Source organism: Kribbella sp. NBC_00889 (assembly GCF_045207705.1).
In the GTDB taxonomy this organism is placed as follows: Bacteria; Actinomycetota; Actinomycetes; order Propionibacteriales; family Kribbellaceae; genus Kribbella.
The window spans coordinates 9,112,362-9,125,461 of the sequence record NZ_CP108783.1 but is presented as its reverse complement, the minus strand read 5'-3'; the positions used below and the strand labels follow the sequence as shown (position 1 = coordinate 9,125,461).

19 protein-coding genes are annotated in these 13,100 nt (G+C 68.1%); 12 read left to right on the top strand and 7 right to left on the bottom strand.

Features of this window, described 5'->3' with window-relative positions; genetic code table 11:
* Nucleotides 1-81 precede the first annotated feature (81 nt).
* On the top strand, nt 82-663 hold the full coding sequence (locus OG817_RS45005) for a hypothetical protein (RefSeq protein ID WP_406051291.1): 582 nt from the start codon (nt 82-84) through the stop codon (nt 661-663).
* Nucleotides 664-674: 11 nt separating this feature from the next.
* Here OG817_RS45005 and OG817_RS45000 read toward each other — a convergent pair whose 3' ends face one another.
* Nucleotides 675-1,100, bottom strand: coding sequence for a YchJ family protein (locus tag OG817_RS45000; RefSeq protein ID WP_406051290.1), 426 nt, complete (start codon nt 1,098-1,100; stop codon nt 675-677).
* Nucleotides 1,101-1,179: 79 nt separating this feature from the next.
* Here OG817_RS45000 and OG817_RS44995 point away from each other — a divergent pair, with 79 nt between their 5' ends.
* Nucleotides 1,180-2,040, top strand: coding sequence for an SDR family oxidoreductase (locus OG817_RS44995; protein ID WP_406051289.1), 861 nt, complete (start codon nt 1,180-1,182; stop codon nt 2,038-2,040).
* Here OG817_RS44995 and OG817_RS44990 read toward each other — a convergent pair.
* Nucleotides 2,027-3,001: an NAD(P)-dependent alcohol dehydrogenase gene (locus tag OG817_RS44990; RefSeq protein WP_406051287.1), complete on the bottom strand. Its 975-nt coding sequence runs from the start codon at nt 2,999-3,001 to the stop codon at nt 2,027-2,029. The genes OG817_RS44995 and OG817_RS44990 overlap by 14 nt on opposite strands.
* Before the next feature lie 180 nt (nt 3,002-3,181).
* Here OG817_RS44990 and OG817_RS44985 point away from each other — a divergent pair, with 180 nt between their 5' ends.
* Nucleotides 3,182-3,442, top strand: a complete 261-nt coding sequence (locus OG817_RS44985) for a hypothetical protein (RefSeq protein ID WP_396396804.1) — start codon at nt 3,182-3,184, stop codon at nt 3,440-3,442.
* A gap of 63 nt (nt 3,443-3,505) precedes the next feature.
* Entirely contained in the window at nt 3,506-3,793 is a 288-nt protein-coding gene (locus OG817_RS44980; RefSeq protein WP_406051286.1) for a YiaA/YiaB family inner membrane protein, read from the top strand.
* A 7-nt stretch (nt 3,794-3,800) separates the two neighbouring features.
* On the opposite strand, the gene OG817_RS44975 is transcribed toward OG817_RS44980, so the two are convergent.
* The 3 genes from OG817_RS44975 to OG817_RS44965 form a co-directional block, all read right to left on the bottom strand.
* On the bottom strand, nt 3,801-4,148 hold the full coding sequence (locus OG817_RS44975) for a DoxX family protein (RefSeq protein ID WP_406051284.1): 348 nt from the start codon (nt 4,146-4,148) through the stop codon (nt 3,801-3,803).
* A gap of 71 nt (nt 4,149-4,219) precedes the next feature.
* Nucleotides 4,220-5,071, bottom strand: a complete 852-nt coding sequence (locus OG817_RS44970; RefSeq protein WP_406051282.1) for an RNA polymerase sigma-70 factor — start codon at nt 5,069-5,071, stop codon at nt 4,220-4,222.
* Nucleotides 5,068-5,754 (bottom strand): TetR/AcrR family transcriptional regulator, encoded by a 687-nt coding sequence (locus OG817_RS44965; protein WP_406051281.1) that lies wholly within the window; start codon nt 5,752-5,754, stop codon nt 5,068-5,070. The genes OG817_RS44970 and OG817_RS44965 overlap by 4 nt, the downstream gene beginning before the upstream one ends.
* Before the next feature lie 84 nt (nt 5,755-5,838).
* Here OG817_RS44965 and OG817_RS44960 point away from each other — a divergent pair, with 84 nt between their 5' ends.
* The 4 genes from OG817_RS44960 (at nt 5,839) to OG817_RS44945 (ending at nt 8,994) form a co-directional block, all read left to right on the top strand.
* Complete coding sequence (locus OG817_RS44960; RefSeq protein WP_406051279.1) at nt 5,839-6,786, top strand: NAD-dependent epimerase/dehydratase family protein; 948 nt, start codon at nt 5,839-5,841, stop codon at nt 6,784-6,786.
* 71 nt (nt 6,787-6,857) lie between these two features.
* Nucleotides 6,858-7,583 carry a DUF2993 domain-containing protein gene (locus OG817_RS44955; RefSeq protein ID WP_406051278.1) on the top strand — a complete coding sequence of 242 codons (726 nt, stop codon included), beginning with the start codon at nt 6,858-6,860 and terminating at the stop codon, nt 7,581-7,583.
* Between the two features lie 92 nt (nt 7,584-7,675).
* Nucleotides 7,676-8,377: a PadR family transcriptional regulator gene (locus tag OG817_RS44950; RefSeq protein WP_396396795.1), complete on the top strand. Its 702-nt coding sequence runs from the start codon at nt 7,676-7,678 to the stop codon at nt 8,375-8,377.
* Nucleotides 8,374-8,994, top strand: a complete 621-nt coding sequence (locus OG817_RS44945; RefSeq protein WP_406051277.1) for a DUF1707 domain-containing protein — start codon at nt 8,374-8,376, stop codon at nt 8,992-8,994. Before OG817_RS44950 ends, OG817_RS44945 begins: the two co-directional genes overlap by 4 nt.
* 12 nt (nt 8,995-9,006) lie before the next feature.
* On the opposite strand, the gene OG817_RS44940 is transcribed toward OG817_RS44945, so the two are convergent.
* Nucleotides 9,007-9,396, bottom strand: coding sequence for a VOC family protein (locus OG817_RS44940; RefSeq protein ID WP_360447999.1), 390 nt, complete (start codon nt 9,394-9,396; stop codon nt 9,007-9,009).
* A gap of 214 nt (nt 9,397-9,610) precedes the next feature.
* Between OG817_RS44940 and OG817_RS44935 the strand changes: the two genes are divergently transcribed.
* The 4 genes from OG817_RS44935 (at nt 9,611) to OG817_RS44920 (ending at nt 11,985) form a co-directional block, all read left to right on the top strand.
* Nucleotides 9,611-9,997, top strand: coding sequence for a DUF4234 domain-containing protein (locus OG817_RS44935; protein WP_396396793.1), 387 nt, complete (start codon nt 9,611-9,613; stop codon nt 9,995-9,997).
* Nucleotides 9,998-10,099: 102 nt separating this feature from the next.
* Nucleotides 10,100-10,423 carry a hypothetical protein gene (locus tag OG817_RS44930; protein ID WP_406051276.1) on the top strand — a complete coding sequence of 108 codons (324 nt, stop codon included), beginning with the start codon at nt 10,100-10,102 and terminating at the stop codon, nt 10,421-10,423.
* 74 nt (nt 10,424-10,497) lie between these two features.
* Nucleotides 10,498-11,127 (top strand): dihydrofolate reductase family protein, encoded by a 630-nt coding sequence (locus OG817_RS44925; protein ID WP_406051275.1) that lies wholly within the window; start codon nt 10,498-10,500, stop codon nt 11,125-11,127.
* A gap of 12 nt (nt 11,128-11,139) precedes the next feature.
* Nucleotides 11,140-11,985 (top strand): PhzF family phenazine biosynthesis isomerase, encoded by an 846-nt coding sequence (locus OG817_RS44920; RefSeq protein WP_406051274.1) that lies wholly within the window; start codon nt 11,140-11,142, stop codon nt 11,983-11,985.
* Here OG817_RS44920 and OG817_RS44915 read toward each other — a convergent pair.
* Nucleotides 11,969-13,018: a biotin/lipoate A/B protein ligase family protein gene (locus OG817_RS44915; RefSeq protein WP_406051273.1), complete on the bottom strand. Its 1,050-nt coding sequence runs from the start codon at nt 13,016-13,018 to the stop codon at nt 11,969-11,971. The two genes, OG817_RS44920 and OG817_RS44915, sit on opposite strands and share 17 nt — an antisense overlap.
* Nucleotides 13,019-13,100 lie beyond the last annotated feature (82 nt).

Sequence of the window (13,100 nt, the reverse complement as noted above, 5' to 3'; positions counted from 1 at the left end):
TATCGGACGCCGGCCTCGCCCCGGTCCACGCCGTGGGAGCATTCGAGGCGACCGGAGGTGCACCGCAGACCAGGAGGCAGCATGGTCGAGCCCATCATCCAGCGCGGCATCAAGATCGCCGGCGAGAATCCGATGATCATTCTCTACCGCCCAGGCAGCGACGACATCGTCGTACTGGTGAGCATGTGGACAGCGCGCTACTCCCCCGTCGGCTCGGGTCGCGCACTGCTGATGTGGGCCGATCCGGTCGCATCAGGACTCGGGTCCGACGCGCCGATCGGGATGTACGCCGACAACCCGGAGCTGGCCGAGTACGTCTGGGAGCACTTCTACCGCGACTACGACACGATCCGCGGCCGCGGTATCGAGACCGCCCCACCGATCCCGGCCCGCTTCGCCGAGGCCTCCGGCGGCGACCTGTTCCACCGCATCACCTGCGTCACCGCCACCACCACGATCGAACTCGAATGGCGCGACGTACTCGACACCTTCCAGGTCACAACCCACCTGACCGGCTTCGAAACCTCAGCTGTAGCCCGCCCCTGCGCCGCAGCCTCAGTCCGCGTGAACGGCGTCGCCGCCCACGGCGAACCCCACCACCCAGAAGGCTGGTTCGGCAGCTCCGCAGCCCTGGCCTTCGCCGAAACCTGGCGCGAAACCTGACCCGAGAACTCCTATGAGGATTCCTCCTCAGGCAGGGGTTTTGTGTAGACCCACACGCCGTTCTCGCGGGTGAAGTGGCTGTCTTCTTGTTGGGTGTCCGGGGTGCCGTCGTGGGTGAAGTGGGCTCGGAACTCTACGGTGCCTTCGGTGTGGAACGGGGTGCCGGCGGTGGTGGTGAGGACTTCCAGGCCGGTCCACTGGATGTCGTCGTCGAATCGGAGTGTTGGTGGTCGGGTGTCGGCTGACCAGGTCTGGAGCAGGTAGCGGGCGTCGCGTACGACGAAGGCGGTGTAGCGGGATCGCATCAGCTGCTGGGCCGTGGCTGCTGCCTTTCCTTGGTGGAGGGCGCCGCAGCAGTCGCCGTACATGGCGTCCAGACCGCAGGGGCAGGGCGACGACTGAGACACCACGGGCTGACGGGTACGACGTTTGGCCATCCCCTGATTGTCGCCCCGTACGTGGACAGGCCGGTGGCAGGGGCACATGCTGAGGGCATCGCAGCGAGAGCGGAGCCGCATGGCCACGTCGATGGTTGGCAAGACGGTACTGATCACCGGGGCCACCGGAGGCATCGGGAAGGCGACCGCGCTCGGCCTCGCCACGATGGGTGCGCACGTCGCGATCATCGGCCGGGACAGTGCGCGGACCGACGACGCAGTACGGGAGATCCGCGCAGTAGGCCGAGCGGATGGCTTCGTCGCGGACCTGTCCGCGCAAGCCGAGGTACGGCGGGTTGCCGACGAGGTACTGCGGAAGCTGCCGCGGCTCGACGTACTGGTGAACAACGTCGGCGGCTACTGGGATACCCGGCACGTCACTGCCGACGGGCTCGAGCACACCTTCGCGCTGAACCACCTCGCGCCGTTCCTGCTCACCAACCTGCTCCTCGACCGGCTGCGGCAGAGCGCGCAGGCCCGCGTCGTCACCGTGGCGTCGAACGCTCAGTCGATGGGTCGCATCGACTTCGACGATCTGCAGAACGAGCGCGACTATTCCGGGTCCCGTGCCTACAACCAGTCGAAGCTCGCCAACGTCTTGTTCAGCTACGAGTTGGCCAGGAGATTGCAAGGCAGCTCCGTCACGGCGAACGCACTACACCCCGGCTTGGTAAGCACCGGGTTCGGCGGCGAGGATCCCGGCCGCACGCAGCGACTGGTGGTACCGCTGCTGCGCCCGTTCATGAAACGCCCGGCTCAGGGCGCCGCCACTTCGATCTACGTCGCATCCGATCCGCAACTGGAGCACGTGACCGGCCGCTACTTCGCCAAGTCTGCGGCCACGAAGTCCTCCGAGCGCAGCTACGACGAAGCCACCGCGACACGACTCTGGCAGGTGAGCGCCGACCTCGTTGGTCTCCACACGCCTACGCCACAGTGATGACGACCTTTCCGCGGGCGTGGCCGTCGAGCAGGTACTGAATGGCCTTCGGGACCTCGCTCAGCGGGAAACGCTGGTCGATCGCCGGTACCACCGCTCCGGATTCGAGCAGCGGCGTGAGGTCGATCAGATGGTCGGACTTCTCCGAGTTGACGAACGTCCGCAAGCGCTGACTGACGAACGGCGACAGCAGCACCGCCCGCATCTGGCGATCGGTGCCGCCGAGCCACCGGCCGCCGTTCTCGCCGCCCATGACAACGACAGTCCCCTTCGGCGTGAGGGCGCGCCGAAGTCGTGACAGGGAAGCGTTTCCGGCGATGTCCAGGATCACGTCGTACCGCTGCGGTCCCGCCGCGAAGTCGTCGCGCCGGTAGTCGAGCACGTGATCCGCGCCGAGCGACCGAACCAGATCCATCTTGCTCGCACCGGAAACGCCGGTGACCTCGGCCCCGAACGCCTTGGCCAGCTGCACCGCATAGGAACCGACGCCACCGGACGCGCCCGTGATCAGCACCTGCTGACCTGATGCGACCTCGCCCTGATCACGCACGCCCTGCAGGGCGGTCATCCCGGAGATCGGTACGACGGCCGCCTGCTCGAAGGTCAGGTTCGCCGGCTTCGGTGCGAGCTTGCGCTCGAGGGCAGTGGTGTACTCCGCGAAGGCACCCTTGCCGACTCCGAACACCTCGTCACCCGGCTGGAACCTGGTCACGTCGGCACCGACCGCCTCCACGATCCCCGCCACGTCCATGCCGAGTACCTGGTTCTTCGGCGCCCGGAAACCGTACCCAGCAAGGCGAATCGGGTACGGCAGCCCGGTCATGATGTGCCACACCCCACGATCCACGCCGGCCGCGCGGACGCGGATCAGTACCTCGTCGGCGGCGATGGCGGGCTTGCCGATGTCGCGGAGCTCGAGAACGTCGGTCTCGCCGTACGTCGTCCGAGTGATGGCCAACATGTGTTTCCCCCTGCTGAAGATGCCGGTTCCGACCGGCTCGCTGCATACTTACAATGTATGCTTACGTTGTAAGTTACTCCCATCGGCGGGTTTAGTCCAGAGGGGTAGGCTGGTGGGACTCCGGAACGATGGCATTCCAGGTGGCATGTCAGGAACCGGCAGGGGATGAGGCGATGCCCGATGACGACTCCTGTGTTCGCCGGGATCTCGCGCCGTACGGCGATGGATCACGACCTTCTGCACCTGCTCGCCGAGGTCAGGTCCGCCCGGGCAGCGGATCGAGTGACTCGAGGCGTCCCACGCCGCGGCAGCGCGCCCAGCAGCGACGCCAGCCGCCTCGCCGCCTCACTGACCGCCTACGCCAGAGCCCTGGAGTCGTACCGGCTGCCCGTGCCGCCGACCATTCGCGATGAGCTTCGCCTGCGCCGCGCTCTGCCCTGATGCCGGTGGCGGTTGAGTAGTTCAGCGCATGTGGCGCGACTGGGATGCGCTGACGATTGCCGCATGACGAAAACAATTCAGCCTTCGCAGACTGCCGCGTTCTACGGGCAGGCACTTCTTTCGTTCGGCGCCTCGCTGACGGCGATGGGGCTCGGGCTCGTCTACCTGCCCGCGCCGGGGTGGATCCGCGGGTTCCTGGCGATCGGCCTGCTGTACGCAGTCACGTCGACGGTGACCTTGTGCAAGGTGGTGCGGGATCGGCACGAACTGTCCGAGGTGACCACCCGAGTCGATCAGGCGCGACTGGACAAGCTGCTGGCCGAGCATGATCCGTTCAAGGTCGAGGGCTGACGGGCGCTCAGTGGTAGATGAGAGCCGTGGCCAGGGCGGCCAGGGAGCTGAGGAAGTACAAGGACCACGGGCCGAAGTGCCGGTCGTGCGCTCGGAGGTGGGCAGCGAAGGCACCGACGAAGTACAGGACGAGGCCTGCGGCGGCGAGTGTGCCAAGGGTCGGTACGACGAACCCGGCCAGCAAGCCGAGGGCGCCGGCCGCGAGGAGCGTGCCGAGCGGGAGCATCCACGAGTACGGCACGCCCACCACGTCGGCCTGGGACTTCGGGTAGTCGTGGCCGATGAGGTTGGCGATGGCCGCGCTGCCGGTCAGGGCAGCGGCGAGAAGCGTGGCGGCGAGGTAGGCGGCGAACACGGTGACTCCGTTCCGTGGGGTGATTGGGGGCGCCCCACGGACGAGACAGCGCGTCGAGACGTGACAGTGAATCAGCTCACGCCGGTCAGCTTCTCCGGGCTGCTGACGACGTGGATGGTGTCGATCGCGCCATCCACCAGGTAGAACGTCGCCGCGACGACCGCCGTACCTCCAGAAGTGATCACGAAGCCCGGCGCCCCATTGACCTGACGGATCTCGACGCGGGAGCCCTCGGGGCGCCGCCGCGACAGCACGATGAATGCCTGTGCGACGTACGCCGGGCCGTGGATCGGCTTGCGTGGCGCGCCGGTGAGTCCGCCGCCGTCGCTGATCAAGGTGACGTCGGGTGCGAGGACCTTCATCAACGCCTTCACATCACCGTCGAGACAGGCTGCCAGGAACTTCTCCGTCACCTGCCGCTGGGTGGATCGGTCGGTGTCGTACCGGCGTCGGCGCACCGCGACCGCCTTGCGAGCGCGGTGCGCGAGCTGCCGTACGTCGGCGTCCTGGCGGCCGAGGATGCGGGCGATCTCGGTGTGGCTGTAGCCGAAGGCCTCGTTCAGAACGAAGACAGCACGTTCGGTCGGCGACAGTGCTTCCAGGACGAGCAGCATGGCCGTGGACACCGAGTCGTTGCGTACGACGTCGTCGGCCGCGTCCGGACTGGTGAGCATCGGCTCCGGCAACCACGGTCCGACGTAGGACTCACGGCGTACCGCTGCACTGCGGAGGCGGTCGATGGCGAGGCGGGTCGCGACTCGGACCAGGTAGCCCTCTGGGTCGTCGACGGTGGCCGGGTCGACGCGGCTCCAGCGCAGCCAGGAATCCTGGACGACGTCCTCGGCCTCGGCGACGCTGCCGAGCACGCGGTAGGCGACGGCGTACAGCAGGCCGCGGTGTTCGGCGAAGGTCTCGGCGGTCACGCGGGGAGGCCGGTGACGTCGGCCATCAGGTTCATGTGGTGATCGAAGTACTCCGCGCGGGCCTCGATCATCTCGTCGAGGCGGCCGAATACTTCGAAGTTGAGTACGCCGTACAGATGCGTCCAGGCAACCAGGACGCGGTCGAGTCGGTCCTCGGGCATGGTGCCCTGGCGTTCCTGGATCAGGCGACGGAGGTCGGCGCGGAGCGGTGCCGTGAGTGGCGATGCGGTCAGCGAGCGGAGGCGGTCGCCCGCGTCGGTCACGATGGCGGCGAGGAGCAGGATCACTTTGGTTGCCGGCTCGACGGTCTCCTCGGGCGCGGCGTACCCGGGGACGGGGCTGCCGTAGATCAGGCCGTACTCGGCAGGGTGGGCCAGCGCCCAGGTGCGGACACCGCGACAGACGGCGAGCCAGCGGCCGCGGAGATCGTCCCGCGGTACGGCGGCGTCCGCGGTGGTCGCGGCGGCGGCGAGAGCGTCGTACGCGTCGATGATCAGCGCGGTGAGCAGGGCGTCGCGGCTCGGGAAGTAGCGGTAGAGGGCCGACGCGACGATGTCGAGGTCCCTGGCGACGGCACGCAGGGAGAGGTTGGCGCCGTCCGTGGCGAGGTGCCGACGGGCGACGTCCTTGATCTCCTGGCTCATCTCCGAGCGGACTCGGGCGCGCAGGGACGGTGCGGACATGGGATCAGTCTGACACAGGATGGAGTACAGTGAACTCATTAGAGAACACTGTTCTCGCCCGCTTCATGATGAAGGGTTGTCCGCATGTCTCTGCACGTCGTCGTCGGCGCCGGTCCGGTCGGCTCGGCCACGGCTCGGTTGCTCGCTGCCAGGGGTGAACAGGTCCGCCTCATCACCCGCAGCGGCCGCGCTCCCCAGCCCAGCCCTTCTCAGGAGAACGACGAGACGGCACAGATCGAGCGAGTTGCGGCAGATGCGAGTGACGCCGAAGCCTTGGCGCGGCACACAGAAGGCGCAGTGGCGCTGTACTCGTGCGCGGGCCCGGCGTACCACCGATGGCCGACTGACTGGCCTCCGCTGGGAGCCGCCTTGGTGCATGCGGCCGAGGTCAGCGGGGCCGTGTTGGTGACGACCGGCAACCTGTACGCCTACGGCCAGGTCGACGGGCCGATCACCGAGGACACTCCCCTGCGGCCCAACTCCGTCAAGGGACAGGTCCGGGCCAAGCTCTGGACCGATGCGTTGGCGGCACATCAGGCGGGCCGGATCCGGACGGCCGAGGTACGCGGCTCGGACTACCTCGGCGCCGGCGCGGCATCGCCGTTCACCATTCTGGTGCTGCCCAAGGTGCTACGAGGCAAGCGCGCTTCGGCGCCCGCCGACCTCGATGCGCCCCACAGCTGGACGTACGTCGGCGATGTCGCCCAGACCCTCGTCGCGGCCGCCGCGGACGAGACCGCCTGGGGACGAGCATGGCACGTGCCGACACCGGAACCGATGTCGATCCGCGCTCTCGCCACCCGCACGGCCGAGCTCGCCGGAGCACCAGCCGCCCGGATCTCCGCGATGCCGACCATCGCACTGCGCATCGGCGGACTCTTCAACCCGGACGCCCGCGAAATGATCGAAACGCAGTACCAGTGGCGTCGCCCGTTCGTCGTCGACTCCATCGCCGCAACTGTTGCCTTTGGCATCAAACCCGCAGCGACGGACGACGCACTGCGCGAAACCATCGCCGCCATCGCCAACTGAATCCGCGTCCTGAACGTCTGCCTCTAGGCTGTGCGGATCGACGGGTTCCGCCGTTGTCGGGAAGGGCAGGAATGAGATCCAGAGGACCGGGCCGCTGGTTGCGGCGGTTGGTGGTGACGGTGATCGTGCTGGGCGTACTGGCGGTCGCGGTCGACCGGGCGGCGGAGTGGGCCGCCGAGAACCGGCTGGCGACGATGGCCGAGAACCAGGCCGCGAACTACGACGTGGAGGCCACCGACACATCCGTCGAGGTGGGCGGCTTCGGCTTCCTCCCACAGTTGGCCAAGGAAAAGTTCTCCTCGGTCACGCTGACGATGAAGCAACCGACCTTCTCGAACGACGTCGCCGCTGAGGATCTGGTAGTGGAGATGTCTGGCGTGCACGTGCCGCGAGCTCTGCTCGAGCAGAAGCCCGGTACGGCGGTCACCGTCGACTCGACCGCCATGCGGGTGCACCTGTCGCCGGACGAGCTGACCAAACTGGCCGCCCGCACCACCAACATCAAGGGTCTGAGCTTCCGCATCGTCGACGGCAAACTGCACGCGCGGCTGACCGTCGGCGGCCTGAACGCGGAGGTGGCCGTCACCCCGCAGGTGAAGGGCCGCCGGATCGCGCTGGGCGTCGAGGACATGTCCGACTCCATCCCGTCGGTGGTGCGCGACGCGGTGAAGTCCCAACTGGCCCGTGGATTGGCTTTTCCACAGCTTCCGTTCGACGCAGTCTTGAAGCAGGTGTCCGTCGAGGGTGACTCGCTGCTGCTGGTCGCCACGGTGGCCGATCTCAAGCTCACGTCCTGAGCCGAGTCCCTGGGCACGATCCCCTTGGGTTGCGATGTGTCGCGATATATCGTCGACGTATCGCATTCTCTCCTGAGGGACGGGTGGTCGGGATGACCGGATCGACGTACGCGGCGGGCTGGCCGTGGCAGAAACTCGCACAGCACTGCTCAGCGTTCGACTCAGTGTTCGACGACATCAAGGACGAACTGCACGCGGCGATGACCGGGCGGCGCGGTCACCGCGGACACCACCAGCCGTTCTCCGGACAGTGGGGGATGTTCGGCGGCGGTGGCCAGATGTTCGGCCCGCCGTGGGGTCCGCCGCCGCGCTGGCGTGGGCCGAAGGCACGGCGCGGCGATGTGCGCGCCGCGATCCTCGCCGTACTGGCCGAGCAGCCGATGAACGGTTACCAGATCATCCAGGAGATCGCCGAGCGCAGCGGCGGGGTGTGGAAGCCCAGCCCGGGGTCGATCTACCCGACCCTGCAGCAGCTCGAGGACGAGGGCCTGGTCACCGCTGACGCCGAGGTCGGCCGCCGTACCTTCACGCTGACCGACGAGGGACGCGCGTACGTCGCTGAGCACTCCGACGAGGTGTCCGCGCCCTGGGAGGCGATGAGCGCACCGAGCGACGACGACGAGAACGGGCTGAAGCCGCTGCTCGGCCAGGTGGCGACGGCGATGTGGCAGATCCTCGCGACCGGTACGCCGGAGCAGCAGGCGCGCGCGAAGGACGCGCTGGCCGAGCTGCGGCGGAAGCTGTACGGGATCCTTGCCGACGAGCGACCGGACGACGAGCAGGACCGGTCATGAGCTCGCCCCTGCCGGAATGGCGCGATCCCGACTCGCGCGACACCGACCGGCGCGGCCGCAACCGCCGCCGCCACGACTGGCACAACCACGACTGGCAGGACCGCGACTGGCATGGCCGCGACTGGCGTGGACCCGACTGGGGCGGACCGGACTGGAGCAAGCTGGATCCCCGCGAGGACGATCGGCGCGAGACCGCCGACCGTACGCCCGAGCGGCGCCGCGGCCCGCTCCGGATCGGCGACACCGAACGCGACCAGGCCGTGGCCGTCCTCAGCGACCACTTCGTCGCGGGCCGGCTGACGCAGACCGAGTTCGAGGAGCGCAGCGAGCAGGCGACCCGGGCGCGGTACGCCGACGACCTCGAGCCACTGTTCGACGACCTCCCGGACCCGGCCGGCCTCGAGGTCGCGCAGGGACCGTGGTCGCCGCGGACCGCCAGGCCGCGGCGGCGCCAAGGTCCGCCGCCGTTCGTGATGCTCGCCCCGATCCTGATGATGGCGCTGGTGATCACCGCGATCACGTTGGCCGCGCCGTGGCTGGTGTGGGGCATGTTCTGGATCATCCTGATCAGCGGAGCGCACCGCCGCCGCTGGCAGTACCAGAACCGGCACCGCTGACACAGACCAACTTCACACGCGGCGGCCGCGCAGCCGCGGGATCTCCTGGGCGAACTCGACCACGAACCCGTCCGGATCCGCGACATGCGCGGTCCGGTGCCCCCATGGCCGATCGGCCGGCCCGCTGAGCACCTCGACTCCGCGGGCCGCGAGCCGATCGGCCCACGCGTCCACGTCGTCGACCATCAGCACCACCTCGCCGGCCGCCCCCGGCGAGACCGTCCGCCCGGTCAACCACTCCGCGCGCCGCCGCTCGAACAGCGCGAACCGCGTCCCCTCGGTACCGAACTCCGCATACCCCGCATCGGTGAACTTGTACGGCAACCCGATTACGTCCCGATAGAACTCCACCGACGCCCCGAGATCCTCGACGTACAAGATGACATACCCGATCCGCTCCACCACCCCACGCTAGACGCGTCCCGGCCGGCCAGAGATAACAAACTGAACGCGCCCGTAGTCACGATGCGTGATGACCACTAGTCTGAGCGGCCTTGACCGACTTCCGGCAGCCGGGGGGAACCAGCTGCCCGAAGTCTCATTCGGAGGGGGAATCATGTCGCAGGAAATCGTGCTGCCCGGACGCGCCGGAGCACCGGTGGCACAAGGACTTCAGATGAAGCAGCGCAATCCGGTCGGGGTGTGGCTCGGGCTGCCGCTGATCACGTTCGGCATCTACCACCTCGTGTGGTACTACAAGATCCACGCCGAGATGGCGCAGTTCGACCGTCGCCGGGTGGTCCCGGTGGCCGGACCGATGCTGGTGTTGCTGCTGCTGGGCTGGACGATCATCGCGCCGCTGGTGTCGTACTTCAACACCGGCGGCCGGATCGCGAACAGCCAGCGGGCCGCGGGCCTGCCGGTCACCTGCAGTGGGGGCGTCGGCCTGCTGCTGATGTTCGTTTTCGGCCTCGGCACGCTGTACTACCAGTCCGAGCTCAACAAGGTGACCGCCTCCTACGGCGCGGCGCCGCAGAACGCCCAGATCCCGCTCTTCGCCTAGCCGCACAGAACTGTCGGCGGGTCCACCTAGCCTCCTGGGCAGAAGTCGGGAGGAGGCTGGGTGTTCGAGGGTGCGTTGATTTTGGAGAGTCTGCGGGTTGGCGTGGAGATTTCGGACGTTCCGCTGCTGGTGCACAAGATCAGTCGGTACGCCGTGGCGAGTGCGACGCCGAGTCAGGCGGCGGTGTGGTCGGTGCTCGAGTTCGGGGTCGAGGACGAGCGGGTCGAGGTGCTGGCGGAGACACTGGCCGGGGCGTTGGACCAGCCGGGGTGGTACGCCGACTTCCATGACGCGCGGGAGGTGTTCGTTGTCTTCCCGGGCCGCGTGTTCCGCTACGAGCGCGGTGACACGGTGGCACGGGCCGAGGCACAGGAATTCGGGCGGGAGTTGGGGATTCCGGGGGTCCAGCTGGATTGGACAGACTGAGCCGTGTCAAGACGGTCGGGGCGGTTCCGACCTGGGGGTGCAAGGAGAACCGCACACAGGCTGAGGAGATTGTCATGGCACGGGTTCGGGTCCACAACTTCACGATCACCCTCGACGGGATCGCGGCCGGTCCGGGTCAGCGGCTGGACGCGCCGTTCGGCGACGGCATGGACAAGGTGCACGACTGGATGGAGGTCGCGCAGCAGGACCAGGCCGCCGGGAGGAGCGGGCTCGGGGCGGACCGGATCGACGGGTACGCCGAAGGTGTCGGCGCCACGATCATGGGACGGAACATGTTCAGCCCGCAGCGTGGTGCGTGGGAGGACGAGTCGTGGACGGGCTGGTGGGGCGACAACCCGCCGTACCATCACGACACGTTCGTCCTCACCCACCACCTGCGGCCGTCGATCCCGATGGACGGCGGTACGACGTTCCACTTCACCGACGAGCCGATCGAGGTCGTGCTGGAGCGCGCGCTGAAGGCCGCGGATGGCCGCGACGTGGTCATCGCCGGTGGCGCCCACACTGTCCAGCAGTACCTGCGGGCCGGTCTGATCGACGAGCTCAACCTCGTCGTCGCGCCGATCCTGGCGGGCGCCGGCGAGCGCCTGTTCGACGGCGTGGACGACGCGTTGGGCGCGTTCCAGGTGACCGAGACGGTCAGTGACCCGAGCGCGACCTTCGTCCGGCTGGAGCGTCAGTGATTGGATGACCGCATGACAGTGTTGCGGTACACGGCGTTCACGTCCGACCCGGCCGGCGGCAACCCGGCCGGCGTGGTCCTCGACGCGAGCAGGCTCACGTACGCCGAGATGCAGGCGATCGCCGCGGACGTCGGGTACTCCGAGTCCGCCTTCCTGACCAGCGGGACCGGCGGCAGCGATGGAGTGATCCCGGTCCGCTACTTCTCGCCCAGGGCGGAGGTGCCGTTCTGCGGGCACGCGACCGTGGCAACCGCGGTCGCCCTGGCCGAGCGGATCGGTCCCGGTGAGTTCGTCTTCTCGACCCAGGCCGGGCTCGTGCCGGTCGTGGTCGAGGAGTCACCGGACGGACTGCGGGCCACGCTGACCAGCGTCGAACCGCATGTCGAGGAGATCGACGACATCAGCGACGTACTCGAGATCCTCGACTGGCATGAGGACGAGCTCGATCCCGCATTGCCGCCCGCGATCGGGTACGCCGGGGCGCGGCATCTCATCGTGAGTACGTTGACCAGGCAACGACTGGCAGACCTGAACTACGACTTCGATCGGCTGCTCGCCTACATGCTGCAGCGGGATCTGACCACGCTGCAGTTGGTTTGGCGGGAGTCCGCGACTGTGTTCCATGTGCGCGATCCGTTCCCGGTCGGTGGCGTGGTCGAGGATCCGGCGACCGGGGCGGCGGCCGCGGCGTTCGGCGCCTACCTACGCGAGCGCGGGCTCGTCGAAGCGCCGGTCGTGCTCACACTGCACCAGGGTGAGGATCTCGGTCGCCCGAGCCGCATCCAGGTTGAACTGCGCGCCGACGACACCAGGGTCCGCGTGAGTGGAAACGCCGTACCGATCACGGGACTCGAGTGAGCCACTCGTCGGTGCCGAACTTGGCGGTGGCGCGCTCTTCGGCGAGGTCCACTGTGGCCTTGCCGATGCTGCCAGGCTTGAGGCCGTAGCGGTTGCCGAAGGACGCGGCCATCCGGTCGATCACCTCCGCGCGGTCGAGGCCGGTCTGGCTGCGCAGTGGATCGACCCGCTTGTTGGCGCTCGTCGTTCCCTTGTCGGACAGTTTCTCGCGGCCGATCCGCAGTACCTCGAGCATCTTCGCGGCGTCCATGTCGTAGGCCATCGTGACGTGATGCAGGACGGCGCCACCGGCGAACCGCTTCTGCGCGGCGCCGGCGATCTTGCCGGCCGGCGAGGTGATGTCGTTGATCGGCTGGTACGTCGCCGCGATGCCGAGATCGTTCAGCGCGCCGATCACCCAGTCGTCGAGGAACGCGTACGACTCGATGAACGACAGGCCGGAGACGAGTGACTCGGGGACGTAGAGCGAGTACGTGATCGTGTTGCCTGGTTCAACGAACATGGCTCCGCCGCCGCTGATCCGCCGTACGACTGTCACGTCGTGCTTCGCGGCGCCCGCCAGGTCGACCTCGTTGCGCAGGGACTGGAAGCTGCCGATGATGACCGCGTTCGACGCCCACTCCCAGACCCGCAGCGTCGGCGCCCGCTCACCGGAACCGACCTGCTCGGCCAGCACCTCGTCGAGCGCCATCTGCAGCGCGGGCTCCCGCGGTACGTCGTGCACGAACTCCCACTGGTGATCGCGCCAACCGGTCGCGCCGGTCAGCGCCCGCCGTACGGCGACGGCCACGGCCTCGGGCGAGAACCCGAGCATCTCGACCCCATCCCCGAGTACGGCACGCACACGAGCAGCCACCTGGGCCGCGGGCGTGGCGATCGGGAGACCGGCAAGAGCACCGTTGATCCGCTCCAGCGCATCGTCGGGCTCGAGGAAGAAGTCCCCACTGAGCTGCGCCCGCCGAACGTGATCGTCGACCACCTCCAGATCGGCAACAACCAGCTTGCCGCCCGGAACCTTGTACTCACCATGCATATCCAGCCACAACCGGTGAACGCCGGAAGATGTTCCCGGCCGACTCCCCCACTTCAAGCGCGCTTGACCCTACACTCCGAGC